Annotated in this window: 27 protein-coding genes and 2 pseudogenes; 17 read left to right on the top strand and 12 right to left on the bottom strand. The window is 61.9% G+C overall.

What is annotated here, in order from left to right:
• Positions 1-90: 90 nt before the first annotated feature.
• Positions 91-237: pseudogene (locus C8K58_RS33270) on the bottom strand (HAMP domain-containing protein); the annotation flags it as partial.
• Between the two features lie 1,381 nt (positions 238-1,618).
• On the opposite strand from C8K58_RS33270, the gene C8K58_RS29280 reads away from it, so the two are divergent.
• The 6 genes and pseudogenes from C8K58_RS29280 to C8K58_RS29260 all read left to right on the top strand — a co-directional run bounded on the left by C8K58_RS29280 (position 1,619) and on the right by C8K58_RS29260 (position 7,310).
• Positions 1,619-2,938, top strand: coding sequence for a Na+/H+ antiporter family protein (locus C8K58_RS29280; protein ID WP_166655334.1), 1,320 nt, complete (start codon positions 1,619-1,621; stop codon positions 2,936-2,938).
• 61 nt (positions 2,939-2,999) lie between these two features.
• Positions 3,000-3,821 (top strand): annotated as a pseudogene (locus C8K58_RS33265) (cache domain-containing protein); the annotation flags it as partial.
• Positions 3,822-3,857: 36 nt separating this feature from the next.
• Complete coding sequence (locus C8K58_RS33260) at positions 3,858-4,679, top strand: methyl-accepting chemotaxis protein (RefSeq protein ID WP_371856068.1); 822 nt, start codon at positions 3,858-3,860, stop codon at positions 4,677-4,679.
• 101 nt (positions 4,680-4,780) lie between these two features.
• Positions 4,781-5,449, top strand: coding sequence for an RraA family protein (locus C8K58_RS29270; protein ID WP_027603146.1), 669 nt, complete (start codon positions 4,781-4,783; stop codon positions 5,447-5,449).
• Positions 5,446-6,105, top strand: coding sequence for an RraA family protein (locus C8K58_RS29265; RefSeq protein WP_027603147.1), 660 nt, complete (start codon positions 5,446-5,448; stop codon positions 6,103-6,105). Before C8K58_RS29270 ends, C8K58_RS29265 begins: the two co-directional genes overlap by 4 nt.
• Positions 6,102-7,310, top strand: coding sequence for a pyridoxal phosphate-dependent aminotransferase (locus C8K58_RS29260; RefSeq protein ID WP_027603148.1), 1,209 nt, complete (start codon positions 6,102-6,104; stop codon positions 7,308-7,310). Before C8K58_RS29265 ends, C8K58_RS29260 begins: the two co-directional genes overlap by 4 nt.
• Here the strand turns inward: C8K58_RS29260 and yegQ are convergent.
• On the bottom strand, positions 7,307-8,626 hold the full coding sequence (yegQ, locus tag C8K58_RS29255) for a tRNA 5-hydroxyuridine modification protein YegQ (RefSeq protein ID WP_108574785.1): 1,320 nt from the start codon (positions 8,624-8,626) through the stop codon (positions 7,307-7,309). The genes C8K58_RS29260 and yegQ overlap by 4 nt on opposite strands.
• A 161-nt stretch (positions 8,627-8,787) precedes the next feature.
• On the opposite strand from yegQ, the gene C8K58_RS29250 reads away from it, so the two are divergent.
• The gene (locus C8K58_RS29250) at positions 8,788-9,855 is read left to right on the top strand and encodes an AI-2E family transporter (RefSeq protein ID WP_108574784.1); all 1,068 of its coding nucleotides are present in this window, start codon (positions 8,788-8,790) and stop codon (positions 9,853-9,855) included.
• 3 nt (positions 9,856-9,858) lie between these two features.
• Here the strand turns inward: C8K58_RS29250 and C8K58_RS29245 are convergent, their stop codons facing one another.
• The 3 genes from C8K58_RS29245 to C8K58_RS29235 all read right to left on the bottom strand — a co-directional run bounded on the left by C8K58_RS29245 (position 9,859) and on the right by C8K58_RS29235 (position 10,914).
• Positions 9,859-10,041, bottom strand: coding sequence for a hypothetical protein (locus C8K58_RS29245; RefSeq protein WP_027603151.1), 183 nt, complete (start codon positions 10,039-10,041; stop codon positions 9,859-9,861).
• A gap of 91 nt (positions 10,042-10,132) precedes the next feature.
• Entirely contained in the window at positions 10,133-10,327 is a 195-nt protein-coding gene (locus tag C8K58_RS29240; RefSeq protein WP_027603152.1) for a hypothetical protein, read from the bottom strand.
• 233 nt (positions 10,328-10,560) lie between these two features.
• Positions 10,561-10,914, bottom strand: coding sequence for a hypothetical protein (locus C8K58_RS29235; protein WP_027603153.1), 354 nt, complete (start codon positions 10,912-10,914; stop codon positions 10,561-10,563).
• A 156-nt stretch (positions 10,915-11,070) separates the two neighbouring features.
• Here C8K58_RS29235 and C8K58_RS29230 point away from each other — a divergent pair, with 156 nt between their 5' ends.
• Entirely contained in the window at positions 11,071-11,889 is an 819-nt protein-coding gene (locus C8K58_RS29230) for a shikimate 5-dehydrogenase (RefSeq protein WP_108574783.1), read from the top strand.
• Between the two features lie 59 nt (positions 11,890-11,948).
• On the opposite strand, the gene C8K58_RS29225 is transcribed toward C8K58_RS29230, so the two are convergent.
• The gene (locus C8K58_RS29225; protein WP_027603155.1) at positions 11,949-12,599 is read right to left on the bottom strand and encodes a YceH family protein; all 651 of its coding nucleotides are present in this window, start codon (positions 12,597-12,599) and stop codon (positions 11,949-11,951) included.
• Positions 12,600-12,772: 173 nt separating this feature from the next.
• Here C8K58_RS29225 and C8K58_RS29220 point away from each other — a divergent pair, with 173 nt between their 5' ends.
• On the top strand, positions 12,773-13,282 hold the full coding sequence (locus tag C8K58_RS29220) for a DUF1993 family protein (protein WP_027603156.1): 510 nt from the start codon (positions 12,773-12,775) through the stop codon (positions 13,280-13,282).
• Positions 13,283-13,346: 64 nt separating this feature from the next.
• Here the strand turns inward: C8K58_RS29220 and sstT are convergent, their stop codons facing one another.
• Positions 13,347-14,567: a serine/threonine transporter SstT gene (gene sstT, locus C8K58_RS29215; RefSeq protein WP_027603157.1), complete on the bottom strand. Its 1,221-nt coding sequence runs from the start codon at positions 14,565-14,567 to the stop codon at positions 13,347-13,349.
• Positions 14,568-14,799: 232 nt separating this feature from the next.
• Here sstT and C8K58_RS29210 point away from each other — a divergent pair, with 232 nt between their 5' ends.
• Complete coding sequence (locus C8K58_RS29210) at positions 14,800-15,957, top strand: MFS transporter (RefSeq protein WP_027603158.1); 1,158 nt, start codon at positions 14,800-14,802, stop codon at positions 15,955-15,957.
• 4 nt (positions 15,958-15,961) lie between these two features.
• On the opposite strand, the gene nhaR is transcribed toward C8K58_RS29210, so the two are convergent.
• Positions 15,962-16,864: a transcriptional activator NhaR gene (nhaR, locus tag C8K58_RS29205; protein ID WP_027603159.1), complete on the bottom strand. Its 903-nt coding sequence runs from the start codon at positions 16,862-16,864 to the stop codon at positions 15,962-15,964.
• 134 nt (positions 16,865-16,998) lie between these two features.
• Here nhaR and C8K58_RS29200 point away from each other — a divergent pair, with 134 nt between their 5' ends.
• From C8K58_RS29200 to mnmH, 4 genes are all read left to right on the top strand, one after another.
• Positions 16,999-17,250, top strand: a complete 252-nt coding sequence (locus C8K58_RS29200) for a hypothetical protein (protein WP_027603160.1) — start codon at positions 16,999-17,001, stop codon at positions 17,248-17,250.
• Between the two features lie 29 nt (positions 17,251-17,279).
• Positions 17,280-18,029 carry a TerC family protein gene (locus tag C8K58_RS29195; RefSeq protein ID WP_027603161.1) on the top strand — a complete coding sequence of 250 codons (750 nt, stop codon included), beginning with the start codon at positions 17,280-17,282 and terminating at the stop codon, positions 18,027-18,029.
• A 94-nt stretch (positions 18,030-18,123) separates the two neighbouring features.
• Positions 18,124-19,158: a selenide, water dikinase SelD gene (selD, locus tag C8K58_RS29190; RefSeq protein WP_027603162.1), complete on the top strand. Its 1,035-nt coding sequence runs from the start codon at positions 18,124-18,126 to the stop codon at positions 19,156-19,158.
• A complete protein-coding gene (gene mnmH / locus C8K58_RS29185; protein ID WP_108574782.1) occupies positions 19,158-20,258 on the top strand; it encodes a tRNA 2-selenouridine(34) synthase MnmH in 1,101 nt (366 codons plus the stop codon). Before selD ends, mnmH begins: the two co-directional genes overlap by 1 nt.
• On the opposite strand, the gene C8K58_RS29180 is transcribed toward mnmH, so the two are convergent.
• A complete protein-coding gene (locus C8K58_RS29180; RefSeq protein WP_027603164.1) occupies positions 20,248-21,303 on the bottom strand; it encodes a permease in 1,056 nt (351 codons plus the stop codon). The two genes, mnmH and C8K58_RS29180, sit on opposite strands and share 11 nt — an antisense overlap.
• 45 nt (positions 21,304-21,348) lie before the next feature.
• Positions 21,349-22,050, bottom strand: coding sequence for a hypothetical protein (locus C8K58_RS29175; protein ID WP_027603165.1), 702 nt, complete (start codon positions 22,048-22,050; stop codon positions 21,349-21,351).
• 253 nt (positions 22,051-22,303) lie between these two features.
• Here C8K58_RS29175 and C8K58_RS29170 point away from each other — a divergent pair, with 253 nt between their 5' ends.
• From C8K58_RS29170 to hemB, 3 genes are all read left to right on the top strand, one after another.
• On the top strand, positions 22,304-23,002 hold the full coding sequence (locus C8K58_RS29170) for a glutathione S-transferase N-terminal domain-containing protein (protein WP_108574781.1): 699 nt from the start codon (positions 22,304-22,306) through the stop codon (positions 23,000-23,002).
• 3 nt (positions 23,003-23,005) lie between these two features.
• Positions 23,006-23,845 carry a PhzF family phenazine biosynthesis protein gene (locus tag C8K58_RS29165; RefSeq protein WP_108574780.1) on the top strand — a complete coding sequence of 280 codons (840 nt, stop codon included), beginning with the start codon at positions 23,006-23,008 and terminating at the stop codon, positions 23,843-23,845.
• A 118-nt stretch (positions 23,846-23,963) separates the two neighbouring features.
• Positions 23,964-24,938: a porphobilinogen synthase gene (hemB, locus tag C8K58_RS29160; protein ID WP_108574779.1), complete on the top strand. Its 975-nt coding sequence runs from the start codon at positions 23,964-23,966 to the stop codon at positions 24,936-24,938.
• Between the two features lie 199 nt (positions 24,939-25,137).
• On the opposite strand, the gene C8K58_RS29155 is transcribed toward hemB, so the two are convergent.
• Positions 25,138-25,536 (bottom strand): hypothetical protein, encoded by a 399-nt coding sequence (locus C8K58_RS29155; protein ID WP_315899086.1) that lies wholly within the window; start codon positions 25,534-25,536, stop codon positions 25,138-25,140.
• A gap of 25 nt (positions 25,537-25,561) precedes the next feature.
• A partial coding sequence (locus tag C8K58_RS29150; RefSeq protein ID WP_146188257.1) for an RHS repeat domain-containing protein occupies positions 25,562-26,749 on the bottom strand: 1,188 nt, incomplete at its 5' end.

Below are 26,749 nucleotides of genomic sequence, written 5' to 3'. Positions count from 1 at the left end.
TTGCGTCGCAATCGCGGCGGACTGGTCGGCGGTGCCACGGGCGTCCTGCACCGAGCGTTTGACTTCGGCAATGATGGGTTGCAGCTTGTCGAGGAAACGGTTGAACCAGCCGGCGAGCTGGCCCAGTTCGTCCTGTTTGTCATACGCCAGGCGGCGGGTCAGGTCGCCTTCGCCGCTGGCGATGTCTTCAAGCATATGGGCCACGCCGAGGATCGGTCGGGTCACGCTGCGGGCCATCAGCCAGACCAGGATCAGGCCGATCACGGCGGCCAGCAGGCCCAGGCCCAGTTCCAGCAGGGTGCCGCGGGTATTATCGGCGTCCATCTGGGCCTTCAGTGCTTCAGCCGGCCCCACCAGGACTTTTTCCGGCACATCCAGCAACACGCCCCATGGCTTGCCGTCGGGAATCGGCGCGAACGGCGCCAGCACCTTGAGCTGATGGTCGGTGCGCAGGCTGCGGGTCTGTGTCCCTCCGGCCAGGGCGCTGATCAATTGCGCGCCGTTTTGCGTATCGACCTGATCCAGGCGTTTGCTCAACTGGCTGGCGTCCGCGCTGTAGCCGGCAAGCAAACCGGTGGGGCTGAGGATGCTGACCTGGGTCTGGCCGTCATACAGCTTCTGGCTGGCCTGCTGGCTCACGGCCTGCAGGCTGTTGAGGTTGATGTCCACCGACAGCGAAGCGATCACCTTGCCATTGACCGTCAACGGAAACACGATGCTGGTCATCAGCACGTTTTGCCCGTCGATCACATAAAAGTACGGTTCGATCACACACGGCTTGAGGGTGCTGCGCGGGCAGGTGAACCAGGCGTTGGCCGGTTCGCCGCTGGGGCCGACGCGGGTGTCGGACATGTCGCTTTCCGGCAGTGCCATCGACGTCAGCGTGCCCGGCGTCGGCTGCGACCAGTACAGGGCGAAGCGGCCCTTGTCATTACTGCCCAGTTCGGCCTGGCCGGCGAACAACTCATCCTTGCCATCCAGTGCATTGGCTTCGAATACCAGGGACAGCCCCAGCAGTTCCGGATTGGCCTGCAGGGCGGCCTTGACCTGGCGGGTCAGGTCTTCGCGGGTGTCGAAGGCGTCGAGGAAGCGTTTTTCGGCTTGCTCACGCAGGAACAGGACCTGGCGGGAAAACCCGTGCCCATATTGGTAGGCGTCCATGAATTGCCGGCGGATGCCCGCGGCCTGCACCTCACCTTGGGCCTCGATGCGAGCCTGGGCCGCTTCATCGAGCATCTGCATGCTGGAAGCCTTGACCTGCTCGGAACTCTGCGCCATGCGGTACAACGACAAACCCACCAGCAGGGTCACGATCCCCAGCAGGCACAGGCCGGCGAGCAGGGTGATTTTCCATTGAATGGAGAGCTGTCTGAGGGACATCGGTACATCCTTACCTGAAAACACATAGAGCCCGGTTATCGGCCGATCTGGCATTTTCTTTATTCAAACGATCAATTTAAACCTGAAAGCGGCGCCGTTTTTTGACATGGGACGCGACCTGCTGCACAGTGCGCGCCCTCTAATAAGACCACCTTCAAGCCTGCACGCCGGCTGCCATCCGATGGCCGCCCGGGCGCGGGCATGCCTGTTTTGTATGTTTCTGCTTGAGGTAACCATGATTAACGCAGTCATCGCCGCGGTCGGCACCATGCTGGTGCTCAGCCTGTCCCGCGTGCATGTGGTCATCGCCATTATTGTCGGCGCCCTGGTGGGCGGCCTGACCGGTGGCCTGGGCATCGAGGCCACGCTCAAGGCGTTCAACGGTGGCTTGGGAGGGGGGGCGACCGTGGCCTTGTCCTACGCCTTGCTCGGCGCTTTCGCCGTGGCGATTGCCAAGTCCGGCCTGGCCCACGCCCTGGCGGACAAGGCCTTGCTGCTGGTCGACCGTCAGGAAGCCAGCGGCGGCAACCACGTCAAATGGTTGCTGATCGGCCTGCTGTGGGTGGTCGCGATTGCGTCGCAGAACATCCTGCCGATCCATATCGCGTTTATCCCGTTGCTGGTGCCGCCGCTGCTGTATGTGCTGACCAAATTGCAGTTGGACCGCCGCCTGATCGCCTGCGTGATGACCTTCGGCCTGATCACTCCGTACATGTTCCTGCCGGTGGGCTTCGGCAATATCTTCCTCAACCAGATCCTGCTGGCCAACGTGGCCAAGAGCGGCGTGGACATCAGCCAGGTCAACGTCACCCACGCCATGAGCCTGCCGGCGCTGGGCATGGTGGTCGGGTTGCTGGTGGCGGTGTTTATCAGCTACCGCAAGAAGCGCGTGTATGACCTGGAGAAAATCGAGCGGGTCGAGCAAGTGGCGGTGCAGTACAACCCCCTGACCCTGCTGGTGGCCGGCCTGGCGATTGCCTCGGCGTTCATCATCCAGTTGTGGCTGGACTCCATGATCATCGGTGCCCTGGCCGGGTTCCTGATCTTCTCGGTCTCGGGCATCGTGCGCTGGCGCGACACCGACGACCTGTTCACCGAAGGCATGAAGATGATGGCGATGATCGGCTTCATCATGATCGCCTCGTCAGGCTTTGCCGAAGTGCTCAAGGCCACCGGCGACGTACGCTCGCTGGTGGAAACCTCGGCGGCGTTCATCGGCCATAGCCGTGGGGTGGGGGCGTTGTTGATGTTGCTGGTGGGGCTGCTGGTGACCATGGGCATCGGCTCGTCGTTTTCCACGGTGCCGATCCTGGCGGCGATTTTCGTGCCGCTGTGTGTGCAACTGGGCTTCAGCCCGCTGGCCATCGTGTGCATCGTCGGTACTGCCGGGGCGCTGGGTGATGCCGGTTCGCCCGCCTCGGACTCCACCCTCGGCCCGACCTCCGGCCTGAATATCGACGGCCAGCATCACCATATCTGGGACACCGTGGTGCCGACGTTCCTGCACTACAACCTTCCGTTGCTGGCGTTTGGCTGGCTGGCGGCGATGACGCTCTGATCTACAGATTCACAGGCGCTGGCCGATAACCTCTCAAGTCGCCCAATAAGAGAGAAAAGCCATGCGTCTGAGCCTGAAGGCCAAAGTCCTGTCCCTCGCCGTTGTGCCGGTGTTGCTGTTCGCCGTGGTCATCAGCCTGACCACCGTGTGGATCCTCCAGGGCCAGGCGCGCAACGAGGTGGATGAAACCCGCCAGCGCCTGCTCAACAACGCCAAGGCCACCCTGCAAAGTTATGTGGAAGTGGCCATGACCACCATCAAGCCGCTCTATGACGCGGCCGCCCCCGGCGATACTGCGGCGCGGGCCGAGGTGGTCAAGCTGCTGTCCAACACCAGCTATGGCAAGGACGGATACTTCTTCGGCTACGACTCCGAGACCATCCGCCTGTTCAAAGGCAACAGCCCCGACGGCGTGGGCAAGAGCTTCAAGGACAACCGTGATCCCAACGGTGTCTACGTCAACCGCGACCTGGTCAAGGTCGGCAAGGACGGCACCCACTACCTGCAATACAGCTCGACCCAGCCCGGCCAGACCGAACTGGTGCCCAAGATGGGCTACACCGAATACCTGCCCAAGTGGGACATGGTCATCGGCACCTCGGTGAACCTGGATGGCATCGAAGCCCAGGTGGCGGTGGTCGAAGCCAAAGTGAAAACGCGCATGGAAGGCGTGCTGCTGAGCATCCTCGGCGTGGCCGTGGTGGTGTTGCTGGTGATCGCCGCCGTCGGCATGCTGCTGGCCAACACCATTTTGCGCCCGCTGCATTTGATGAAAGCCAACCTCGACGACATCGCTGCCGGTGAAGGCGATTTGACCCGCCGCCTGGCCATCACCAGCCAGGACGAACTGGGCGACCTGGCCGGCGCGTTCAACCGCTTTGTCGACAAGATCCACGGCCTGGTGCGCCAGATCACCGAGATGACCACCCAACTTACCGGCCTGGTCAGCCAGGTGTCCGACCAGGCCCAGCGCTCGGAGCAGGCCATGGAACGCCAGCGTCACGAGACCGACCAGGTGGCCACCGCCATCAACCAGATGTCCTCCGCAGCGCAAGAAGTGGCGCGCAGTGCCCAGGGCGCCTCCGTGGCCGCGCAACAGACCGACGCCGAAGGCCAGGCCGCCAAGCGCGTGGTGGACGGCAGCATCGCGCAGATCCATGCGCTGGTGAATGACATCCGCAGCAGCGGTGTGTCCCTCGACAGCCTGCAGCAGGACGTGTCGTCGATTGTCAGCGTGCTCGGCGTGATCCGCTCGATTGCCGAACAAACCAACCTGCTGGCCCTCAACGCGGCGATCGAGGCCGCGCGGGCAGGGGAGGCCGGGCGCGGTTTTGCCGTGGTCGCCGACGAGGTGCGCGCCCTGGCCAGCCGCACGCAAACCAGCACCCAGGAAATCCAGGGCATGATCGACCGCCTGCAAAAAGGCACCGAGGCGGCCGTGGATGCCATGCGCCGCTCCAGCGATGCCGGCGACGGCACCTCGGCCAAGGCCAACGAAGCCGGGGCGTCCCTGGACACCATGGCCCAGTTGATCGGCACCATCAACTCGATGAACGCGCAGATTGCCAGCGCCGCCGAAGAACAGACTGCCGTTGCCGAAGAGATCAACCGCAGTGTGCATCAGATCGCCGTGGCGGTGGACAGCGTGGCCGATGAAACCCAGTTGGGCGCCCAGACGTCGCGCAGTCTGGCGGACCTGGGCCAACGCTTGGGCCAATTGGTCGGCCAGTTCAGGATCTGATTCTCATAGGTTGAGCGTATGGTTATCCACCGTTAATACGAATATACCTATCACCGCCCCTCAGTGAGACTTGAGCCCCACTCACCACAGGGGCTCACCTCATGCCACTTCCCGACCCGCTTCAGCGCCTGGCTGAACTCGACACCAATACGGTCTCCGACGCACTGGATTTCCTGCAACTGCCGGGGGCAGTGGTGGGCATCCGCCCATTGTGGGACTGCCCCAAGGTGGTGGGCCGGGCCAGCACGGTCAAGCTGGCGCCCAAGACTGACGCCGCGCCCGCCGTGCACCTGATTTCCCCGGTGATCGACGCGATCACCACCGACGACCGTGTGCTGGTGATCGCCGGTGGGCTGGAGGGGATCTCCTGCTGGGGCGACATCATCGCCAATGCCGCCGTGGCCAGGCGCATTCGTGGCTCGGTGATCGACGGTTGCAGTCGCGATATCGACGGCAGTGCGTCCATCGGCTACCCGGTCTATGGCCGTGGCGTGACCATGATCAGCGCGCGCAACCGGGTGGTGCAGGTCGATTCCGGCGTCACTGTCAGCGTGGGCGGTGTGAACGTGTCGGAGGACGACTTCGTGATTGCCGACCGCTGCGGCACGGTGTTCATCCCCGCTGCCGTTATCGAGCAGGTGTTGGACCTGGCTGAGCGCATCGCCGCCCGTGAAGCCGGCATGGTCGAGGCCGTGCGCAGCGGCCGCTCGGTGGCCGATGTGATGCACGACAGCCATTTCGAAGCCATCCGCGTGGAGCCTGCCCGATGAACGATCAACACCTTGTCGCCCTGTTTGCCGGGCTCGATACACCGGGTGTGTCGGATGCCATGGATAAACTCGGGATTGCCGGCCAATGCCTGGGCATCGCACCGCTGGATAACTACCGGGGCACCGTGGTGGGCCCGGCGTTTACCGTGCAATACGTCCCGGCGAGTATGCCGCCGGGCTCGGTCGGTGACTTTATCGAAGACGTGCTGCCGGGGGATGTGGTGGTTATCGCCAACGCCGGGCGCAGCGATTGCACGGTGTGGGGTGACATCATGACCCAGTACGCAGGCAGCCGGGGCATTGCCGCTACGGTGATCGACGGGGTGTGCCGGGATGTCAGCAAAGCCCTCGGCGATGGCTATCCGTTGTTCACCAAGGGCCGCTACATGCGCACCGGCAAGGACCGTGTGGAAGTGCTGGCGGTGAACCAGCCGGTGGCGATCAGCGGCGCGCGCGTGTGTGCAAGGGACATTGTGGTGGCCGACGCCAATGGCGTACTGGTGGTGCCGCGTGCCCGTGCCGAGGAGGTCGCGCGTACGGCCCGGCAGATCGAGGCGGTGGAAGCCCGGATCCGCGCGCAGATCGAGGCCGGCAGGACACTCAGGCAGGCGCGTGAGTCTTTGGGCTATCACACCTTGCAGAGGAAGGACGCATGACCATTGAACGCCTGAACACGCGCCTGGCCCAGGCCCGACCGTCTGCCACCTACCGTATCATCGACCGCGTGGCCGCACGCCGCGCCGAGGGCGCAAGCATCATCTCGTTGTGTGCCGGGGAGCCGGATTTCGACACCCCGGAACACATCCGCCAGGCAGGTATCGATGCGATCCGCAACGGCCATACGCGTTACACCCAGGTCGCCGGAGTGCGAGCGTTGCGTGAAGCCGTGGCGCAGAAGTTCCGTCGCGAAAACGGCTTGGACGTCACCTGGCAGGACACCCTGGTCAGCAACGGCGGCAAGCATGTGATCTACAACGCCCTGGCCGCCACCTTGAATGCAGGCGACGAGGTGATCGTGCCCGCGCCTTATTGGGTCAGCTACCCGGAAATGGTCGAATTGTGCGGCGGTACCGCAAGGATTTTGCCGTGCGCCGCCCAGGAGGGGTTCAAGCTGACCGCGGCGGCGCTGGAGCAGGCGATCACCCCCCGCACGCGCTGGCTGATCCTCAACTCACCGTCCAACCCGACCGGCGCCGTGTACAGCCGGCTGGAGTTGCAGGCCCTGGCGCAGGTGCTGTTGAAACATCCCCATGTGCTGGTGCTGGCGGACGATATCTACGAGCACTTGCTGTTCGGCGGGCAAACCTTCCACACCCTGGCGCAAGTCGAGCCGCGCCTGGCGCCACGGGTGCTGACCATGAATGGCGTGTCCAAGGCCTATGCCATGACCGGCTGGCGCATCGGCTTCGCCACCGGCCCGCGCTGGTTGCTGGCCGCCATGGAAAAACTCCAGGGCCAGCAGACGTCGGGGGCCAGTGCGATTTCCCAGCAGGCCGCGATTGCTGCATTGACCGGCCCGCAGGACTTTATCCAGCAGTCACGGGCGGTATTCGAGCAGCGCCGTGACCTGGTGGTGGCCTTGCTGAACGCCAGCCCGGGGCTGGAATGCATGAACCCGGACGGTGCGTTCTATGCCTTTGCGTCCTGCGCCGGCCTGCTGGGCCGCACCACGCCGGCCGGCAAGCGGCTGCATACCGACGAAGACGTGGCCGATGCCTTGCTCGACGAAGCCCATGTGGCCGTGGTGCCCGGCAGTGCGTTCGGGCTGGCGCCGTACCTGCGCATCGCCTACGCGTTGGACGACGCCTCGTTGCGCCAGGCCTGCGAGGCGATCCACCGGTTCTGCGCTGCGACCCGTTAGACGTCGCGCATCAGCAAACCGAAGCGCAGGTCCATTTCGGTCGGCAGGGGCACATACACCGTGTGTCCATCTCCCGGCGCCACATCGATGGCTTCACCCTTGGCGTTGTGCAGGCTGGCCAGGTCAAAGTGGAAGTTGCCGGCGGGGGTCATCAGCTCCAGGTGATGACCCACGGCAAAGCGGTTCTTCACCTTGACCTCGGCCAGTTCGCCGCGGCGCTCGCCGGTCAATTCGCCGACAAACTGCTGGCGCTCGGACACTGAGCTGCCGTTCTGGTAATTCTGGTATTCGTCGTGCACGTGGCGGCGCAGGAAGCCCTCGGTGTAGCCGCGTTGGGCCAGGGATTCCAGGTCAGTCATCAAGTTGCGGTCAAACGCACGACCGGCCACGGCATCATCGATTGCCTGGCGGTACACCTGGGTCGTGCGGGCGCAGTAGAAATGCGATTTGGTGCGGCCTTCGATCTTCAGCGAATGCACGCCCATGTGGGTCAGGCGCTCCACATGCTGCACGGCGCGCAGGTCCTTGGCATTCATGATGTAGGTGCCGTGTTCATCTTCGAAGGCGGGCATCTGTTCGTCGGGGCGGTTGGCTTCCTGCAGCAGGAACACCTGGTCGGTGGGCGCGCCGATCCCCAGTGTGGGTTCCGGTTGATACACCTGGACAATATCGCCCGTGGCGTTTTCCACCGCCGGGGTGGCCTGGTATTTCCAGCGGCAGGCATTGGTGCAGGTACCCTGGTTGGCGTCACGTTTATTCATGTAGCCCGAGAGCAGGCAGCGCCCGGAATAGGCCATGCACAAGGCACCGTGGACGAACACTTCCAGCTCCATGGCCGGCACCTGCTGGCGAATCTCGTCGATTTCTTCCAGGGACAGCTCCCGTGACAGGATCACCCGGCAAATCCCTTGCTGCTGCCAGAACTCGACGCTGGCCCAGTTCACCGTATTGGCCTGCACCGACAGATGGATCGGCATCATCGGGAAGTGCCGGCGCACCAGCATGATCAGGCCCGGGTCGGACATGATCAGCGCATCCGGGCCCATGGCGATCACCGGGGCGAGGTCCTTGAGGAAGGTCTTGAGCTTGGCATTGTGTGGCGCGATGTTCACCACCACGTAGAACCGCTTGCCCAACGCGTGGGCTTCCTGGATGCCGAGCGCGAGGTTGGCGTGGTCGAACTCGTTGTTGCGCACCCGCAGGCTGTAGCGCGGCTGGCCGGCGTAGACCGCATCGGCGCCGTAGGCGAAGGCGTAGCGCATGTTTTTCAGGGTGCCGGCGGGGGCGAGCAGTTCGGGGGCAAGGACGAGAGGCATGGGGATCGGGTCGCAAAAGGCCGCGAGCGTAGCCCAACATGTACCGGGCTTTATTGATCTGGGTCTACGCTTACCGCAACAAAGATGGCACTCCCGGGATTTGCGGTGGACTAAGCAGCTGGACGCACACGCGCGGCCTGCTTTTCTGACATGGATCGGACATGAATCAAACCAACCTGCAATTCAAGACCCTGCTGCTCCTGCTGGCCCTGGTGACCATCGCCTTTATCTGGATATTGCTGCCGTTCTACGGTGCAGTGTTCTGGGCGGTGATCCTCGGCATCATCTTTGCGCCGATGCAACGTCGCCTGCAGCAGCGCTTCGGCTGGAACCGCAACCTGACGTCCCTGGCCACCTTGATGGTGTGCCTGGTGATCGCGATCCTGCCGGTGATCATTACCAGCGCGTTGCTGGTGCAAGAGGGCGCCACGCTGTACAAAAACGTCGAGAGCGGCAAGCTGGACGTGGCCGGCTATATCGAGCAGTTCAAGAACTTCCTGCCGCCGTACTTCCAGCACCTGCTGGACCGCTTCGGCATGGGCAACCTGGAAGGGCTGCGCGAGAAGATCGTCAAGAGTGCGATGCAGGGCAGCCAGTTCTTTGCGACCCAGGCGTTCAGCTTCGGCCAGGGCACGTTTGATTTCCTGGTGAGTTTTTTCATCATGCTGTACCTGCTGTTTTTCCTGCTGCGCGACGGCCCGGAACTGGTGCGCAAGGTCCGCACGGCGGTGCCGCTGGCCGAGCCGCAGAAGCGTCGGTTGCAGCTCAAGTTCAATCGGGTGGTGCGCGCCACGGTCAAGGGCAATGTGCTGGTGGCCGTAACCCAGGGGGCGCTGGGTGGTTTGATCTTCTGGTTCCTGGACATTCCCAGTGCGTTGCTCTGGGCGGTGCTGATGGCGTTTCTATCACTGCTGCCGGCCGTGGGCGCGGGCATTGTGTGGGGGCCGGTGGCCGCCTACTTCCTGTTGAGCGGTTCGATCTGGCAGGGTGTGGTGCTGGGCCTGTTCGGCGTGTTTGTGATCGGCCTGGTGGACAACGTATTACGCCCGATCCTGGTGGGCAAGGACACCAAGATGCCGGACTACCTGATCCTGATCTCGACCCTGGGCGGCCTGTCGGTATTCGGCCTCAACGGGTTCGTGATCGGGCCGCTGGTGGCGGCGCTGTTCATGTCCAGCTGGGCGTTGTTTGTCGAGAGCAAGCCGCGGGTCAAGTTGCCGTTGCCTTGAGTCTCAGGCGTGCAGGCGGAAGTTCGAGGCTTGCTGCAGTTGTTTTTCGGCGTCAGACAGGGAAGTGAGCGGGCCGCTGATGGCTTCGCCGTCGCGCACCACGTACCAGCACGCCAGCAAACCCAGCTCTCGAAGCGGGGCAGGGACGGCGCTGCCGATGACGGACATGATTTGAACAGTGGGCATAAGGACCTCCAATCGCTATGGAGGTCACCTTACGGGGCACAGGCGCTCAGGAAAAATCATCTGGCTCGATAGTCGACATCAACAAAAGGCCTCAGTCGACCACTTGATCGAGCATGCTCACCACTTCCTGCTCATTAAGCAGGCCTTTGTGCACCAGGTTTTCCGCCAGCAGCGCGAGGAACTTGGCGCTGCGGTGGCCTTCCAGGTGCTTGAGCTCCGTGAGGGCGCTGTAGACCTTGCTGGACGTACACAGGCCAGCGGTGCGGTGCGGATTTTGTGTGGGCATGGTCAGTCGTCCTTGTTGTTATGGAGTGGACAGGATTGATAGTGGGAGTGTGGCGTGACACAAACATGACAGCGTGAGCCCCGTTCGGGCAAGTAGACTTTCGACCTTAATCATGTGGGATTGCAGCCCGGTCATTGTCCTCAGAGCGACCTTGGCAGGATAAATCCGGACGTTACCCACAAGAAAAGGCCCCGCGGGTGGGCGAGGCCTGTTGCATAGCTGACGGTTGAGACTTACCAGCCGCGGCGGTAATAGCCGTGGGGCGGGCCATAGTAGCCACGCGGTGGGCCGTAATAGACCGGCGCCGGGCGGTAATAAACCTCCTGCTGCACGTACACCGGTGGCGGTGGTGCGTAGTAGACGGGCGGCGGCGCGGCATACACCGGCTGCGGTTGCACGTAGACCGGCTGCTGCACATAGACCTCACGGGGCTGGCTGGCCACCACGGAGCCCACTACGGCGGCGCCGACCAGGGCACCCAAGACGGCTGGGCCACCCCATCCACCACCATGGGCGGAGGCTTGGCCTGCCATAGCGAGTGCACCTACCAGCAAGGCGATCTTGGGGATTGTACGAATCATGGTCATTCCTCGGTTAGCCCCTGCGCTTGTGGTCTGCAATCAATAGACTCAAGTAATGTCGCGGGGATACTTTTAAGACAACGTATTTCTGAAAAACAGCACGGCCGCTAGGTAAAGGTTGTGTAAGGTCTGTACCGATTTGCTTACTCAAAGGAGTTATCCATGCAGATGCACCCCAACAAGGACACCCAACTGTGCATGTCGCTGTCGGCCCGCCCTGGGAATTTTGGCTTGCGTTTTCATAACCACCTGTACGAACAGCTGGGGCTGAACTTCTACTATAAAGCCTTCAGCAGCCAGGATTTACCCGGCGCGATAGGTGGTATCCGCGCGTTGGGCATCCGGGGTTGCGGGGTGTCCATGCCCTTCAAGGAGGCCGCCATTGCCTTAGTGGACGAACTGGACGATTCGGTTCAAGCCATTGACTCCCTGAATACCATCGTCAATACCAATGGCCATCTCAAGGCCTACAACACCGACTACATCGCCGTCGAACAATTGCTCAAGACACACGCCGTGCCGCAGGATTCGACCTTCGCCCTGCGTGGCAGCGGCGGTATGGCCAAGGCCGTGGCGAGCGCCTTGCGGGATGGCGGTTACGCCAATGGTGTGATCGTGGCGCGTAACGAAGCGGCAGGCCGGGCGCTGGCGCACAACCTGGGGTATGAGTGGCAGGCGGAACTGGGCGATTTGCGCCCACAGATGCTGATCAACGTCACCCCCATCGGCATGACCGGCGGGGCCGAGGCGGATGCCCTGGCGTTCGACGCGGATGCCGTGGATGCCGCGGACACTGTCTTCGATGTGGTGGCGATTCCCGCCGAAACGCCGCTGATCGTGCGTGGACGGGCCAAAGGCAAGCGGGTGATCACTGGGCTGGAGGTGATTGCGATCCAGGCGTTGGAGCAATTCGTGCTGTACACCGGCGTGCGGCCTACGGATGAACAGTTCCAGGCGGCCGTAGCCTTCGCCCGCAACTGAAGGCCGCTGCTGCTCTAAATGTGGGAGGGAGCAAGCCCCTCCCACACTGGTTGACCGTGTCAGGCCTGTTCCAGCTGCGCCAATCGCTCTTCCAGAGCTGCAATTCGTGCTTCAAGCTCTTCGATACGATCCAGCGAGACTGCGCCGGCAGAGCGCTCCACCGGGCTTCCCCGCGCCGCGATAATCACCTCGATGTCCGCCGGATCCCCCAGCGCATGGGTATAACGATCTTCCCGCTGCCCTGCCTGGCGCGGCACCAGCAGCGCCAGCCCGCGGGCGATCAGGCGCTCCAACTGGTGCACCACCTGCTCGGCATCCTCGAAGTCATGCATGCGCCCGCTGCGGGTCAGCAGTTCGTTGACCGTCTGCGGCCCACGCAAGAACATCAGCCCGGTCAGGATCACCTGGGCCGGCACCAGTTCCAGCGCCTTGTCCACGCGATGCTCCCAGCGGTCGGCGCGGCTGCCCATCACCAGGCGCGTGAAGCCTTGGCCTTCCAGCGCACGCAGACTCTGGCCAACCTGGCCCTGGCTCAGGTTCATCACCGGCTCGCGGCTGGTCTTCTGGTTGCAGGCCAGGACCAGGGCGTTGAGGGTCAGGGGATAGGTTTCCGGGTTGGTCGCCTGTTTTTCGATCAGGCAACCCAGGACGCGAATTTCCGTGCTGTTCAGGCGCGGCTCAGGGGTGTCGGTGTCGTGCTCGGCGGTCATCGCGCTTTCCCTATGCTGTGAATGGGAGCGCTCTCAATTAGTTTCCCCAGCGCGGCGGGGAAACTAATTGAGAACGCCCCCGCCTAGCCTAAGCCGGAAAAAATAAAAGACAAGCGCCTGGCGTGTCTATAATCGCCGCTGGTTCCAACCCTGCCATTACCCATGAGACTGCCATGACTATTTCCCTGTACGCCGCCTCCATCCCCGTCTTCAAGCAAATGCTCAGCGCCCTGAGCGATGTGCTGAACAAAGCCGAAGCCCACGCCACCGCCAGGAACATCGAACCCAACGCCTTGCTGCAAGCACGCCTGTTCCCGGACATGTTCCAACTGGTGCGCCAGGTGCAGATCGCCGTCGACTTCGCCAAGGGCGTTTCCGCACGCCTGGCTGAGATCGAAGTGCCGAAATACGAAGATACCGAAGTCACCTTCGCCGACCTGCAAGCGCTGATCGCCAAGGTGCTGGCGTTTGTCGACACCATCAAGCCCGAGCAAGTCGACGGCAAGGAAGGCATCGAGATCATCACCCGCCCAGGCACGCCGAAAGAGAAGCGCTTCAGCGGCCAGTCCTACCTGCTGACCTACGGCCTGCCGCAGTTCTTCTTCCACGTCACCACCGCATACGCCTTGCTGCGTCACAACGGTGTGGAAGTGGGCAAGCGTGACTACATGGGCGCTTTCTAAGGCTCGAAAAAAAGCCCGGGGTGGTTCATTCCTGAACCACCCCGGGCTTTTTTACGCCTGGCGCTTAAGCCGACTGCTCTTCCTTGCCCAGGCACGCGGCCGCGGTAAACAGCACATCGGTGGACGAATTGAGCGCGGTTTCCGCCGAATCCTGCAACACGCCGATGATGAAGCCTACGGCCACCACCTGCATGGCGATTTCGCTGGGGATACCGAACAGGCTGCATGCCAGGGGAATCAGCAGCAGCGAGCCGCCGGCCACACCCGACGCGCCGCAGGCACAGATCGCCGCGACCACGCTGAGCAGCACGGCGGTCGGCAGGTCCACGGCAATGCCGAGGGTATGCACGGCCGCCAGGGTCAACACGGTGATGGTGATCGCAGCACCGGCCATGTTGATCGTGGCACCCAGTGGAATCGACACCGAGTAGGTGTCTTCATGCAGGCCCAGGCGTTTGCTCAAGGCCAGGTTCACCGGGATATTCGCTGCGGAGCTGCGGGTGAAAAACGCGGTGATGCCGCTTTCGCGCAGGCACATCAGCACCAGCGGGAACGGGTTGCGGCGCAGTTTCCAGAACACGATGGCCGGGTTGACCACCAGTGCCACGAACAGCATGCAGCCGATCAGCACCACCAGCAGGTGGGCGTAGCCGAGCAGGGCGCCGAAGCCCGAAGTGGCGAGTGTCGAGGCCACCAGGCCGAAGATACCCAGCGGGGCGAAGCGGATCACCACGCGCACGATCAGGGTCACACCGTTGGACAGGTCGTCGAGCACCGTGCGGGTGGTTTCGCCGGCATGGCGAATGGCAATGCCCATGCCGATGGCCCAGGCCAGGATGCCGATGAAGTTGGCGTTCATCAGTGCGCTGATGGGGTTGTCCACCACGCTCAACAGCAGGCTTTGCAAGACCTCGCCGATGCCGCCGGGAGCGCTCACGGTGGCGTCATGGGTAGCGAGCACCAGCGATGAGGGAAACCACATGCTGGCAATCACCGCCACCACGGCGGCGGCAAAGGTGCCCAGCAGGTACAGGAACAGGATCGGCTTGATATGGGTTTCCTGGCCGTGTTTATGGTTGGCGATCGACGCCATCACCAGCACAAACACCAGGATCGGCGCCACGGCCTTGAGCGCGGCAACAAATACCTTGCCGATAAACCCGGTGGCCTTGGCCGCCTCCGGCAAGAGCAGGGCCAGCAGGATGCCGGCGATCAAGCCGATGACGATTTGCGTGACCAGGCTGATGCGGGCCAGGCGTTGGAAAAGGGAAGGGGCAGCAGTCATATGAAGGTTGTCTCTAGTTTTTTTAAGGGCACAGCAATGCAGGCGGAAAGGGCTGTAGGAAGCAGGGCGCGAAGTCTAGCATGCCGCTGGACCTGTCCCGGCCGCTGCGGCATTGGGTCGCCGGGGCTTCGCAAAAGCCGGACATACTCTGTTAAGATTCTGCCCTCTCACCTTTCCTCTCCGTCAGCGGGCCCTTCGGGCTGTCGTTGATGTCGCCGTTTCTGGAGTTTTCATGCTGTTTCCCATCCTGCTGCTGTCGGCCGCCGGTTTTACCGTGCTGACCACAGAATTCGTTATCGTCGGCCTGTTGCCGTCCATTGCCCGGGACCTCAACGTCAGCGTGTCCCAGGCCGGCCTGCTGGTGACCTTGTTTGCGTTTACCGTGGCGGCCTTTGGTCCGTTTCTGACGGCTTACTGCGCCCGTTTCCCCCGCAAGCGTCTGTTTATCAGCATCCTGCTCCTGTTCGGCGTGGCCAATACCGTGGCCGCATTGGCGCCGAATATCTGGGTGATGGCATTGGCGCGCTTGATCCCGGCCCTGGGCCTGCCGGTGTTCTGGGCCCTGGCCAGTGAAACCGCAGTGGATATCGTCGGCCCCGAATACGCCGGGCGCGCCATCGAAAAGATCGGCTTCGGCATCGTCTGCGCCACGGTGTTCGGGATTCCAGTGGGCACGCTGATTTCCGATATGTTCGGCTGGCGCGCCGCGTTTGCGATCCTCGCCGTGGTCGCACTGGCCAAGGCCTTGCTGCTGTTTATCTACCTGCCGGTGACCCAACCGAAGAACGACCAGGTGTCGTTGCGCTCGCAGTTCAAGATCCTGCGCAACCCGCTGATGCAAGGCCATATCCTGTTGTCGGTCCTGGTATTCAGCGGCATGTTCACGGCGTATACCTACCTGGCGGACATCCTTGAGCGCCTGGCCGGTTTCGACGGCACGCTGGTGGGCTGGTGCCTGATGGGCTTTGGCGCAGTGGGGCTGATCGGCAACTCCCTGGGCGGGCGTGCGGTGGACCGTCACCCGCTGATCGCTTCCATGGTGTTCTGCGGTTTCATGATCGCCGGCATGGTCGCGCTGGTACCGGCGATCCACTCCACGGTCGGCCTGGCGGCGGCGATGGCGGTGTGGGGCGTGACCCAGGCGGCGCTGTTCCTGGTCAGCCATGTGCGGTTGATGAAGGCCGCACCCCATGCGCCGGCGTTTGCGGCGTCGTTGAATATCGCCGGGGCCAACCTGGGCATTGGCCTGGGGGCCATGGTCGGCGGGCATGTGATCGACACCCTCGGCCTCGGCAGCCTGGGCTTTGCCGCTTCCGGGTTTATCCTGGTGTCGATGCTGCTGGCGCTGTGGCTGATGACCGCCAGGCCAGCGGTCGCGTCCAACGCCTGAACGCTCAGGGCAGGGCGGTAAACAACTCACGCCGTGCACCTTCGGTAATCGCCACGATGCCGGGGTGCTTGACCTTGCGTTCCACCGAGATCGCGTAGAACGACTCGGTGACGGCATCGGTCTGGCCAATCAACGCCACCCCGTACTGGCTCACTACTTCATCGGCGATCACGCTGGGCGCGATAAAGATCCCGCTGCCGGATTGGCCAAAGGCCTGCATCAAGGCGCTGTCATCGAACTCGCCGATGATCCTGGGCAGGATCTGCTGCTCGGCAAACCAGCGCTGCAAACGGCTGCGCACTACGGTTTCCGCGCCGGGGATCAACAGGGGCGCGCCGTGCAGGCACTGTGGGAAGTCACCGGCGTACCTGTCAGCCAATGCCTGGGTGGCGAAAAAACTGATCCCACATTCCCCCAGTTTCTGGCTGTAGCCCTTGATATCCAGGTGCGAGGGCATGGGGCTGTCGGAGATCACCAGGTCCAGGCGCTGGATCGCCAGGTCGGCCAATAAACGCTCGAGTTTGTCTTCACGGCAGGTAATGCGCAGGGGCTCGCTCAATTCCATGGTCGGCGCGATCAGCCGGTACACGATGGACTTGGGCACCACATCCGCCACCCCGACCCGAAACAGGATCTGTTGCTCATTGGGCTGCGCGCGCAGCATCGCCTCCAGTTCATTGCCGGTCTGGAACATCTGTTCGGCATAGGGCAGGGCCTGGCGCCCGGCTTCGGTGAGTTCAAGCTGGCGGCCTACCCGCTGAAACAGCGCAATCCCGTAGGTTTGCTCCAGCAGGCTGATCTGCCCGCTGATGGTCTGGGGCGTGAGGTTCAGTTGCTCACAGGCGCGCACGATGCTGCCGGTCTTGGCCACTACCCAGAAGTAATGCAACTGTCGGTAATTGAGCATGATGATCATCACTTCGTAAAAACCGAAGTATACGCGAGAAAAATACGAATTTTCCTGAACTGTTTGCCTGCATAGAATGCCTCGCTATCGCGGGGCCACTATTTGGACCCAATGGTTCTAACGAGGAAGACATCATGAAACTCAATTCCCTGGGCGCGGCATCGTTGCTTGCGCTTTCATTGGTGATGATCAGCGGTTGCGATCAGGTCGAAAAAAGCGCGCAACAGGTCATGGGCAAGGCCACCGAGTCGGCCAAGCAAGCCATCGATGACACCCAGAAAGCTGCCGAGCAGGCGTTGAGTGAAGCGACAAATGGCCTGATCAATCCACAAAAAAAGGATGATCAGGAAGAAAACGAGTCTGAATCGAACACCAAAGAAACCTAATCTCCCCAGCACAACGTCAGGACTGACCTATGGATTACCTTTTACAACTGGCCGCCAGCCCTACCGCCTGGATTGCCCTGGCCACCTTGATCGTGATGGAAATCGTGCTGGGCATCGATAACCTGATCTTTATCTCGATCCTCACCAACAAATTGCCGGAGAAACATCGGGCCAAGGCGCGACGCATCGGTATCAGCATGGCACTGGTGTTGCGCCTTGGCCTGTTGAGCACCATTGCGTTTATCGTGCAATTGACTACGCCGGTGTTCGAAGTGCTCGGCCAGGCGTTCTCGTGGAAGGACATGATCCTGATCGCCGGTGGCCTGTTCCTGGTCTGGAAGGCCACCACCGAGATCCATCACAGCATGGACCCGGAGCCTGAAGAGAAAGCCAGCGCTGGCAATGTCGTGGCCATCGGCTTTGCTGCGGCCATCGGGCAGATCCTGTTGCTTGACCTGGTGTTCTCCATCGACAGCATCATTACCGCCGTGGGCATGACCGAGCACTTGCCGATCATGATCATCGCCGTGGTGACCTCGGTGATCGTGATGCTGGTGGCGGCCGAGCCGTTGGCCAAGTTCATCAACGACAACCCGACCGTGGTGATGCTGGCCCTGGGCTTCCTGATCATGATCGGCATGACGCTGATCGCCGAAGGCTTCGGCGCCCATGTGCCTAAAGGCTACGTGTACGCGGCCATGGCCTTCTCGGCGGCCATCGAGTGCCTGAACATCGCTCGGCGCAACCGTCACAAGCGTCTGCTCGCTGCCCGGCAGTAACGCTGCAACCCCAAAGGCCGGCTGTGCTCACAAGAGCCCTGCCGGCCTTTTGCTGTCTGTTAGAATCCGCCCACTTGATAGCTTGAGGTCCACCATGAACGAGCCGATTCGCCTTACCCAGTACAGCCATGGCGCGGGTTGTGGCTGCAAGATTTCGCCCCAGGTGCTGGAAGTGATCCTGGCGGGCAGCGGCGCGCAGAACCTTGACCCCAACCTGTGGGTGGGCAACGCCTCCCGCGACGACGCGGCGGTGTATGCCATCGACGATGAGCGCGGCGTGGTCTCTACCACTGACTTTTTCATGCCGATTGTCGATGATCCCTTCGATTTCGGCCGCATCGCCGCCACCAATGCCATCAGTGACATCTACGCCATGGGCGGCGACCCGTTGATGGCCATCGCCATTCTTGGCTGGCCGGTGAACGTGCTGGCGCCGGAGATCGCCCGTGAAGTGATCCGTGGCGGCCGCTCGGTGTGCGACGAAGCCGGTATTCCGTTGGCGGGCGGGCACTCCATTGACGCGCCCGAGCCGATCTTCGGCCTGGCCGTCACCGGCATCGTGCAAAAGCGCCATATGAAGCGCAACGACACCGCCACCGTGGGCTGCCGCCTGTACCTGACCAAACCGTTGGGCATCGGCATCCTCACCACCGCCGAAAAGAAGGGCAAGTTGCGTGAGGCGGATATCGGCCTGGCCCGTGACTGGATGTGCACCCTCAACAAACCCGGCAGCCGTTTCGGCAAGCTGGCCGGTGTGACGGCAATGACGGATGTCACCGGTTTCGGTCTGTTGGGCCATTTGGTGGAGATGGCGGACGGCAGCGCCGTGACCGCACGCATCGAATACGACAAAGTCCCACGTCTGCCCGGGATCGAGGACTACCTGGACCAGGGCTGCATGCCGGGTGGCACCTTGCGCAACTTCGACAGCTACTCGAGCAAGGTCGGGCGTCTGCAGGAATTGCACAAACGCGTGCTGTGCGACCCGCAGACCAGCGGTGGCCTGCTGATCGCGGTCACGCCTGAAGGCGACGCCGAGTTCCGCGCGACGGCGGCTGAATTGGGCTTGAGCCTTGAGCCGATCGGCCAATTGGTTGAGCGACAGACCCACGCGGTAGAGGTGGTTTGATGGCAACTGACATCACCGATTACCGCGACATTTTCCTCAACGACCGGCCGATGATGGATACCCGCGCGCCGGTCGAATTCGCCAAGGGCGCGTTCCCCGGCGTGATCAACCTGCCGCTGATGACCGATGACGAGCGTCAACGCGTCGGCACCTGCTACAAGCAGCAGGGCCAGCAAGCCGCGATTGTGCTGGGGCATGAGCTGGTATCGGGGGCGATCAAGGCTGAACGCATCGAACAATGGGCAAGGTTTGCCCAGGCCAATCCTGATGGTTACTTGTATTGCTTCCGGGGCGGGCTGCGTTCGCAGATCGTGCAGCAATGGTTGAAGACCGAAGCCGGCATCGAGTACCCGCGGGTCGGCGGTGGCTACAAGGCCATGCGGACCTTCCTGCTGGAGACCCTTGACCAGGCGGCCGCTCAATGTGATTTCGTGCTGCTGGGCGGCATGACCGGTACCGGCAAGACCGAGGTGCTGGGCCAGTTGCGCAACGCCCTGGACCTGGAGGGCCATGCCAACCACCGCGGTTCCAGCTTCGGCAAACGCGCCACGGCGCAACCCTCCACTATCGACTTCGAAAACCGCCTGGCGGTGGACCTGCTGAAAAAACGTGCGGGCGGTATCGAGCAGTTCGTGGTCGAGGATGAAAGCCGCATGATCGGCAGCTGCGCGCTGCCGTTGCCGTTGCACAAGGGCATGCAGACCTTTCCGATGGTGTGGCTGGAAGACAGCGTCGAAGGCCGTGTCGAGCGCATCCTGCGCGATTACGTGATTGACCTGTGCGCAGAATTCATCGCGGTGTTTGGTGAGCAGGGCCAGGCGCTGTTTGCCGAGCGCCTGACCCAGAGCCTGGCCAATATCCACAAGCGCCTGGGCGGCGAGCGCTTCCAGCGGTTGCAGGCGATCATGCAGGATGCCCTGGCGGAACAGCTGCGCAGCGGCGCCGTGGACCTGCATCGCGCCTGGATTGAGGGGCTGTTGCGCGAGTATTACGACCCGATGTACGCCTTCCAGCGTGAAAGCAAAGGCGCACGCATCGAGTTTGCGGGAGAGCAGGGCGCAGTCACGGCCTATCTGCGCGAGCGCGCCCTCAGAGAATAAGCGCGCCGATCAACCCGCACACCACGCCCACCAGCATGGTCAGCCCGGCCACCGTCACCAGTACCCGCGCATCGAAATCCTTGCGCAGCATCAACAGCGACGGCAGGCTCACGCTGGGCAGGGTCATCAGCAAGGCCACGGCCGGGCCGGTGCCCATGCCCAGGGTCATCATGGTTTGTACGATGGGGATTTCTGCCGCTGTAGGGATTACAAACAGCGTGCCGACAATCGCCAGGGGCACCAGCCACACCAGGCTGTTGGCCATGGCGCCGTCCACGTGGGGGAACAGCCACACCCGTGCGGCACCGAGCACCAGCACCGCCAGGATATAGATCGGTATGGTGCTCCAGAACAGCTGCCACAGGGTACGCAGCCAGCGACTGAAGAAGGGTTGTGCTTCGACCTGGCTGGCCTCGGCCACCGCGTCCAAGGCAACTTCCGGCACCTGGTCCGGCCGTGCGATGCGTTGTGCCACCAGTGACACGCCGACCACCAGCACAATGCCCGCCACCAGCCGCAAGGCGGTAAAGCCCCAGCCCAGCACAAAGCCCATGAACACCAGCGTGGCCGGGTTCAGCACCGGGTTGGCAATCCAGAAGGCCAGTGCCGCGCCCACCGACACCTGCTGGCGGCGCATACCTGCCGCGACGGGCGCCGCGCAGCAACTGCACATCATCCCCGGCAAGGCAAACAGCCCGCCGCGCAAGGTCGAGCCGAGGCCGGCACGGCCAAACAGGCGCAGCAACCAGTCGCGGGGGATCAGCACTTGCAGCAGCGAGCCGAGGATCACCGCCAGTACGGCAGCCTTCCAGATCGCCAGGAAATACACCTGGGCGTAGGCCAGCGCTGCTGCCAATGGCGAGCTTTGTTGATCGTTGAGGATCGAGGCGCCGATGCTGTGGTTGTCAGCGGCAACAAACGCCTTGAAGTAGTAGGGCGACCACTTCACGTAGTAGAGGCCGACACAGGCTACCAGTAGGAACAGGGCAGGTTTCCACCAGAACGACCAGCCCCGGACGGGCTGGGTGGAGGCGAGGTTGGGCATGGAGGAGGGTCCGCAGATGAGTCAATAGCGGTGCATCATACGCCCTCAGCTATCGGCACTCACCTGTGTTGGCTGCGGGCAGGTTTCTTCACCGTCGTTCAGGCCTTGCTTGTAGTTGCGGCTGAGCAGCGAGGCTTTGCCGTTGTGCCAGGTCAGCGTCAGTACGTACAGCGTGTCGTAGTCGCTGCCGGACCAGTCGTCGGTAATCGTGTGTTTTTCGCCGGAGGCCTCACTGGCCACCTTGTTGATCAACTCCGGCAGGTAGCCGTGGGACCACGCGGTGTAGATGGTGGCATTGTGGTATTTGTCTTCCACCAGTTCGTCGGCCAGGTCGCTGGTGTCGTTGGCCGAGAACTTGATGTTCACCGGCAGGCCCAGCTTGATGGCGCTGGGGCTGATGGTCATCAACGGGCGAATATAGCTGTAGGAATTGTCCAGCTCACCTTCCTCGACATTGCGCGTCGGGTTGGCGGCAAACACGAAGTTGGCCTTGCCGAATTTTTCCGGCAGCAGGGTGGCCAGGTTCATTGCTCGGTTCAACCCCTGGCAATTGAGTTGGCCCAGACCGCCGGCCGGTTTCTCGGCGTGGCGCAGGAACACCAGGGTTTGTACGCCGTCCACCGGTTGGGCGCGGCTTTCACGGGCGTCGAGGGCGGCAACCATGGCGCCGCTCACCAGCAAAAGGGGTAACAGGATGTAGGCGTAGTGTTGCAGTCGTTGCACAAGGCGCAGAGGCTTGATCGTCATTATGGGTTCGAGTCTTCGTGCGTCACGTTAAGGCGGACAAGCCTGGCCCCAATGACGCCTGGGGCGTCCTGCGGGTATTCCGTGTCGGTACAGCGAGGTGCCTCCATTCACCGTTTGAGCGCACTTAAGAGTGCACGCGGGCGTATTGGTTCGCCCACGGGGGATAATAGCCCGCTGATGTTGCGCATTGATGACCCATGCAGGACGTGGGTCAGATGATTATCATGGGGGCTTTCCGCCAGGGAGTTTCCCGATGAACCCGATCGCCGCGTTCCCGATCAACAGCAAATGGCCCGCCCGGCATCCGGAGCGCCTGCAACTGTACTCGTTGCCCACGCCCAACGGGGTAAAAGTCTCGATCATGCTCGAAGAGCTGGGCCTGCCTTATGAGGCGCACAAGGTCAGTTTCGAGACCCAGGACCAGTTTTCCCCCGAGTTCCTGTCCCTGAACCCCAACAACAAAATTCCCGCGATCATCGACCCCGACGGCCCGGCGGGCCAGCCGTTGGCGCTGTTCGAGTCAGGCGCAATCCTGATCTACCTGGCGGAAAAATCCAGCCGGTTGCTTTCCGAAGATCCGGCGACACGTTATGAAACGATTCAATGGCTGATGTTCCAGATGGGGGGCATCGGTCCGATGTTTGGCCAACTGGGTTTCTTCAATAAGTTTGCCGGCAAGGACTACGAAGACAAGCGCCCCCGCGACCGTTACGCCGCGGAATCCCGTCGCCTGCTGGACGTGCTGGAAAAACGCCTGCTCGGCCGCACCTGGATCATGGGCGACGACTACAGCATCGCCGACATCGCCACCTTCCCCTGGATTCGCAACCTGATCGGTTTCTATGAATCGGGCGATCTGGTGGGCATTGCCGACTTCCCTAACGTACTGCGCGCGCTGGACGGCTTTGTCGCCCGGCCGGCGGTCATCCGTGGCCTGAATATTCCGAGCTGACACATGCCGACTTTCGATTTCAAACAACTGGATGTATTCAGCAGCGTGTCGCTCAAGGGCAATCCGCTGGCCGTCGTGCTGGGTGCCGACAGCCTCAGCGACCAACAGATGGCTGACTTCGCCAAATGGACAAACCTCAGTGAAACCACGTTTTTGCTGACACCGCGCGATGCTCGGGCGGACTACCGGGTGAGGATCTTTACCACCTTGCAGGAGCTGCCATTCGCCGGGCACCCGACGCTGGGCAGTTGCCATGCGTGGCTCAAGGCCGGTGGGGTGCCCCAAGGCGAGGAGATTATCCAGGAGTGTGAAATCGGCCTGGTGCGTATTCGGCGTCAAGGCGATGAACTGGCGTTTATTGCACCGCCGTTGATGCGCGCCGGCGCTGTGGACTCCGCGTTGCTGGAGCGCGTTCGCCTGGGATTGGGCCTGGTGCCGGGGGCCATTGTGCGCAGCCAGTGGGTCGACAATGGCGCGGGGTGGCTCGCGGTGATGCTGGCTGACCGTGATCAGGTCCTGGCCTTGCAGCCGGACTATTCGCAGCTGCTGGGACTGGCCGTCGGCGTGATTGCGCCTTGCAACCCGGCTGACGACGTGGACGCGCAGTTTGAGGTGCGTGCCTTTGTCGCAGGCGACGGGGCCCAGGAAGACCCGGCCACCGGCAGCCTGAATGCCGGCGTCGCGCAATGGCTGCTCAGCGAAGGACTCGCACCTGAGTGCTACGTGGTCAGCCAGGGCACGGCCATGGGGCGTGCGGGGCGGATTCGGGTCGAACGCCAGGGTGATGAAATCTGGGTCGGTGGCGCTGTCGCGGTGTGCATCGACGGGCGACTACAGCTCTAGATCAATACATTATTACGACCCCCGCAATACACTGTTGGCCCCTGGGCATTTGTGCTGCCGGGGCCTTGGGGCATAAGCTTTCGCCCCAAAGATTTCCCGCCACTTTTTCAGGACAGCCATGACCAGCCAGTTCCCCCAAGCCCGTCCACGCCGCCTGCGCCGCTCCCCGGAGCTGCGCAGCTTGTTCCAGGAAACCGAGTTCACCCTCAACGACCTGGTGCTGCCGATTTTCGTCGAAGAAGACATCGACGACTTCGTGCCGATCACCAGCATGCCCGGCGTGCAACGCATCCCGGAAAAGAAGCTGGCTGCCGAGATCGAGCGCTATGCCCGTGCCGGTATCAAGTCGGTGATGACCTTCGGCGTGTCCCACCACCTGGACGCCAACGGCAGCGACACCTGGAAGGAACGCGGCCTGGTCTCGCGGATGTCCTCGATCATCAAGGACGCGGTGCCGGGCATGATCGTAATGTCCGACACCTGCTTCTGCGAATACACCGACCACGGCCACTGCGGCGTGATGCACGGTGCCCATGTCGACAACGACGCGACCCTGGTCAACCTCGGCAGACAAGCCGTTGCCGCCGCCCGCGCCGGGGCCGACGTGATCGCCCCCTCGGCCGCCATGGACGGCCAGGTCCAGGCCATCCGCCGTGCGCTGGATGAGGCCGGCTTCACCCATATCCCGATCATGGCCTACTCCACCAAATTCGCCTCGGCCCTCTACGGCCCCTTCCGCGAAGCCGGCGGCAGCGCGCTCAAGGGCGACCGCAAAAGCTACCAGATGAACCCGATGAACCGCCGCGAAGCCGTGCGCGAATCGCTGCTGGACGAACAGGAAGGCGCGGACGCACTGATGGTCAAGCCGGCCGGTGCCTACCTCGACATCATCCGCGACATCCGCGAAGCCTCGCGCCTGCCGGTGGCGGCGTACCAGGTCAGCGGCGAATACGCGATGATCAAGTTCGGCGCCCAGGCGGGAGCGATCGATGAGGATCGGGTTGTGCGGGAAACGTTGGGATCGATCAAGCGTGCGGGGGCGGATTTGATCTTTACTTACTTTGCTATGGACTTGGCGTTGGCTGGGATCTAAGGGCAACGTAACCCCCCCCTGGTGAGCGAACACTTGTGGTGAGCGAGCTTGCTCGCGTTGGGCTGCGTAGCAGCCCTAAACCAGACACCGCCAATCTACCTGAAACACCGTATTGCCTTGACTGGGGCCGCTTCGCGGCCCCACGCGAGCAAGCTCGCTCGCCACAGGGGGCGTTGGGGTGTCAGGGAGAATGGTAGCGCTACCACGTTGACTGGTCTTCGAGGCTGGCTTTTTGCAGGTCGTCTTTCCAGACCTCATTGGCTAAACGGTAGATATCGGCGAAGAAGCCTCTAGGGTCGGCGATTTCTGTTTCGTCCCAAGCCATAGTTATGTATTCGTCGTAATCGCTTTCGAATTCTTTCGAAAAGTCAAAGTCGGGTTTGTCTAGCACATCTCGGAGTGCAGACATCAATACGAAGCGATGTCTGTATGACAAATGCATAAGTTTCTTCAGGACAAAAGAAATAATAATTATCTCTCTGTCTTTCTCATTGTTAGGGTCGTACTTCCATAGTTCTTTGCCAACTGTATCCTCAAGGTCGTATATCGATAAGGCTCCCAATATATGAGAAATGTTAGGAATGTAAGGTGTATTCATGAATGGGCATTTCAGCATTTTCTGCTCACTTAGGGAATGCGGTAAATGGCCGAGTTGGATTGTTTATATCAAATCTGACCTCCGCTCTGTCCATATTTTCAATGTACTTAGGATCGTTTGCGTCCCGCCGGTTAGGTTTGTAGCCTCGTCCAGCTCCGGGTAGCTCGACTATAACTACTGGGTTACCCGCTCCATCAAGACCTGTAGGAGATGGTGAATTGCTTTGCATCCTACCCATGGCTTTGTTTAGAGCGTGAAGCTGCATTCTCCAGGTTTTAAATTGGGAGCTGGAACTGATAGTTTCCCTCTCCCCTGTGGTTGGATTCGTTCCATCAATAGATCGTTGCCTTAAAGCGTTGTCTGGTATCTCTGGGCCATGCTTTTCAACCGAGTGCATATCGTATTCCTGTTCCCAACCCAGTACTTTTTGTTTTGCATTTACCTCTGTCAGTTCATCTATTCTCGCCTGTCGCTGAGTGCTCGGCAGTTGAGGTAGAGCGGGCGCGCCTTCATTAACGCTAGGCTTCGGAAAAATAGGAGGAGCGTTAGGCTTGCATTCGTCACCAGGGCAGGTGCTTAAGCCCAGCGGATCAATCCACCCCGTAGGATTGGGCACGTACTGATACGCGTTGATCCCACCCGCCAACTTCACCGGATCAGGCGTCAGGTAACACCCAATATCCGGATTGTAGTAGCGATGGCAGTTGTAGTGCAGCCCGCTTTCCTGATCAAAGTACTGCCCCTGAAAACGTAGCGGGTTGTCGATTGTGCCTTTGTCGAGACGGCTGATCTGGCCGTAGGCGCGGTAGTGCGCGGACCAGATGATTTCGCCGTCGGGGTCGGTGAGTTCCTGCGGTGTGCCGAGGTGGTCGAGTTGGTAGTGATAGGGCTTGGTGTCTTTTGGGCCGAAGCCTTCCAACAAAACCAGCGGGCGAAAGCTGTCGGGTTCGTAGAGATAGCTGCGATGGCGGTCTGCATGGTGTTCGGCAATCAGCCTGTCGCCTTGCCAGAAAAACTCCGTGGTGATGCCGTCCACGGTTTTGCTGATGCGCCGCCCAAACGGGTCATAGCGATAGCTGGCGGTTTGGCCGTTGGGTTGGGTGATGCCGATCAGCCGGTGCTGGCAGTCGTAGCGGTATTCGGTGACGAGTGCGTGCCCACGGCCACGCCGTTCGCGGATCAGGTTGCCGAAGGCGTCATAGTCGTAGTGGCG

It is taken from the genome of Pseudomonas sp. GV047 (assembly GCF_003058245.1).
In the GTDB taxonomy this organism is placed as follows: Bacteria; Pseudomonadota; Gammaproteobacteria; order Pseudomonadales; family Pseudomonadaceae; genus Aquipseudomonas; species Aquipseudomonas marginalis.
This window is presented reverse-complemented; position numbering and strand designations above follow the sequence as displayed.

What these genes read in the sequence shown, in the direction of transcription:
- C8K58_RS29175 (WP_027603165.1), bottom strand. Translation starts at nt 22,050, where the DNA reads ATGACGATCAAGCCTCTGCGCCTTGTGCAACGACTGCAACACTACGCC.
- C8K58_RS29270 (WP_027603146.1), top strand. Translation starts at nt 4,781, where the DNA reads ATGCCACTTCCCGACCCGCTTCAGCGCCTGGCTGAACTCGACACCAAT.
- C8K58_RS29250 (WP_108574784.1), top strand. Translation starts at nt 8,788, where the DNA reads ATGAATCAAACCAACCTGCAATTCAAGACCCTGCTGCTCCTGCTGGCC.
- C8K58_RS29260 (WP_027603148.1), top strand. Translation starts at nt 6,102, where the DNA reads ATGACCATTGAACGCCTGAACACGCGCCTGGCCCAGGCCCGACCGTCT.
- nhaR (WP_027603159.1), bottom strand. Translation starts at nt 16,864, where the DNA reads ATGCTCAATTACCGACAGTTGCATTACTTCTGGGTAGTGGCCAAGACC.
- C8K58_RS29235 (WP_027603153.1), bottom strand. Translation starts at nt 10,914, where the DNA reads ATGACCATGATTCGTACAATCCCCAAGATCGCCTTGCTGGTAGGTGCA.
- yegQ (WP_108574785.1), bottom strand. Translation starts at nt 8,626, where the DNA reads ATGCCTCTCGTCCTTGCCCCCGAACTGCTCGCCCCCGCCGGCACCCTG.
- C8K58_RS29165 (WP_108574780.1), top strand. Translation starts at nt 23,006, where the DNA reads ATGCCGACTTTCGATTTCAAACAACTGGATGTATTCAGCAGCGTGTCG.
- C8K58_RS33260 (WP_371856068.1), top strand. Translation starts at nt 3,858, where the DNA reads ATGACCACCCAACTTACCGGCCTGGTCAGCCAGGTGTCCGACCAGGCC.
- C8K58_RS29220 (WP_027603156.1), top strand. Translation starts at nt 12,773, where the DNA reads ATGACTATTTCCCTGTACGCCGCCTCCATCCCCGTCTTCAAGCAAATG.
- hemB (WP_108574779.1), top strand. Translation starts at nt 23,964, where the DNA reads ATGACCAGCCAGTTCCCCCAAGCCCGTCCACGCCGCCTGCGCCGCTCC.
- C8K58_RS29210 (WP_027603158.1), top strand. Translation starts at nt 14,800, where the DNA reads ATGCTGTTTCCCATCCTGCTGCTGTCGGCCGCCGGTTTTACCGTGCTG.
- sstT (WP_027603157.1), bottom strand. Translation starts at nt 14,567, where the DNA reads ATGACTGCTGCCCCTTCCCTTTTCCAACGCCTGGCCCGCATCAGCCTG.
- C8K58_RS29265 (WP_027603147.1), top strand. Translation starts at nt 5,446, where the DNA reads ATGAACGATCAACACCTTGTCGCCCTGTTTGCCGGGCTCGATACACCG.
- C8K58_RS29240 (WP_027603152.1), bottom strand. Translation starts at nt 10,327, where the DNA reads ATGCCCACACAAAATCCGCACCGCACCGCTGGCCTGTGTACGTCCAGC.
- C8K58_RS29180 (WP_027603164.1), bottom strand. Translation starts at nt 21,303, where the DNA reads ATGCCCAACCTCGCCTCCACCCAGCCCGTCCGGGGCTGGTCGTTCTGG.
- C8K58_RS29230 (WP_108574783.1), top strand. Translation starts at nt 11,071, where the DNA reads ATGCAGATGCACCCCAACAAGGACACCCAACTGTGCATGTCGCTGTCG.
- selD (WP_027603162.1), top strand. Translation starts at nt 18,124, where the DNA reads ATGAACGAGCCGATTCGCCTTACCCAGTACAGCCATGGCGCGGGTTGT.
- C8K58_RS29225 (WP_027603155.1), bottom strand. Translation starts at nt 12,599, where the DNA reads ATGACCGCCGAGCACGACACCGACACCCCTGAGCCGCGCCTGAACAGC.
- C8K58_RS29195 (WP_027603161.1), top strand. Translation starts at nt 17,280, where the DNA reads ATGGATTACCTTTTACAACTGGCCGCCAGCCCTACCGCCTGGATTGCC.
- mnmH (WP_108574782.1), top strand. Translation starts at nt 19,158, where the DNA reads ATGGCAACTGACATCACCGATTACCGCGACATTTTCCTCAACGACCGG.
- C8K58_RS29170 (WP_108574781.1), top strand. Translation starts at nt 22,304, where the DNA reads ATGAACCCGATCGCCGCGTTCCCGATCAACAGCAAATGGCCCGCCCGG.
- C8K58_RS29200 (WP_027603160.1), top strand. Translation starts at nt 16,999, where the DNA reads ATGAAACTCAATTCCCTGGGCGCGGCATCGTTGCTTGCGCTTTCATTG.
- C8K58_RS29155 (WP_315899086.1), bottom strand. Translation starts at nt 25,536, where the DNA reads ATGAATACACCTTACATTCCTAACATTTCTCATATATTGGGAGCCTTA.
- C8K58_RS29245 (WP_027603151.1), bottom strand. Translation starts at nt 10,041, where the DNA reads ATGCCCACTGTTCAAATCATGTCCGTCATCGGCAGCGCCGTCCCTGCC.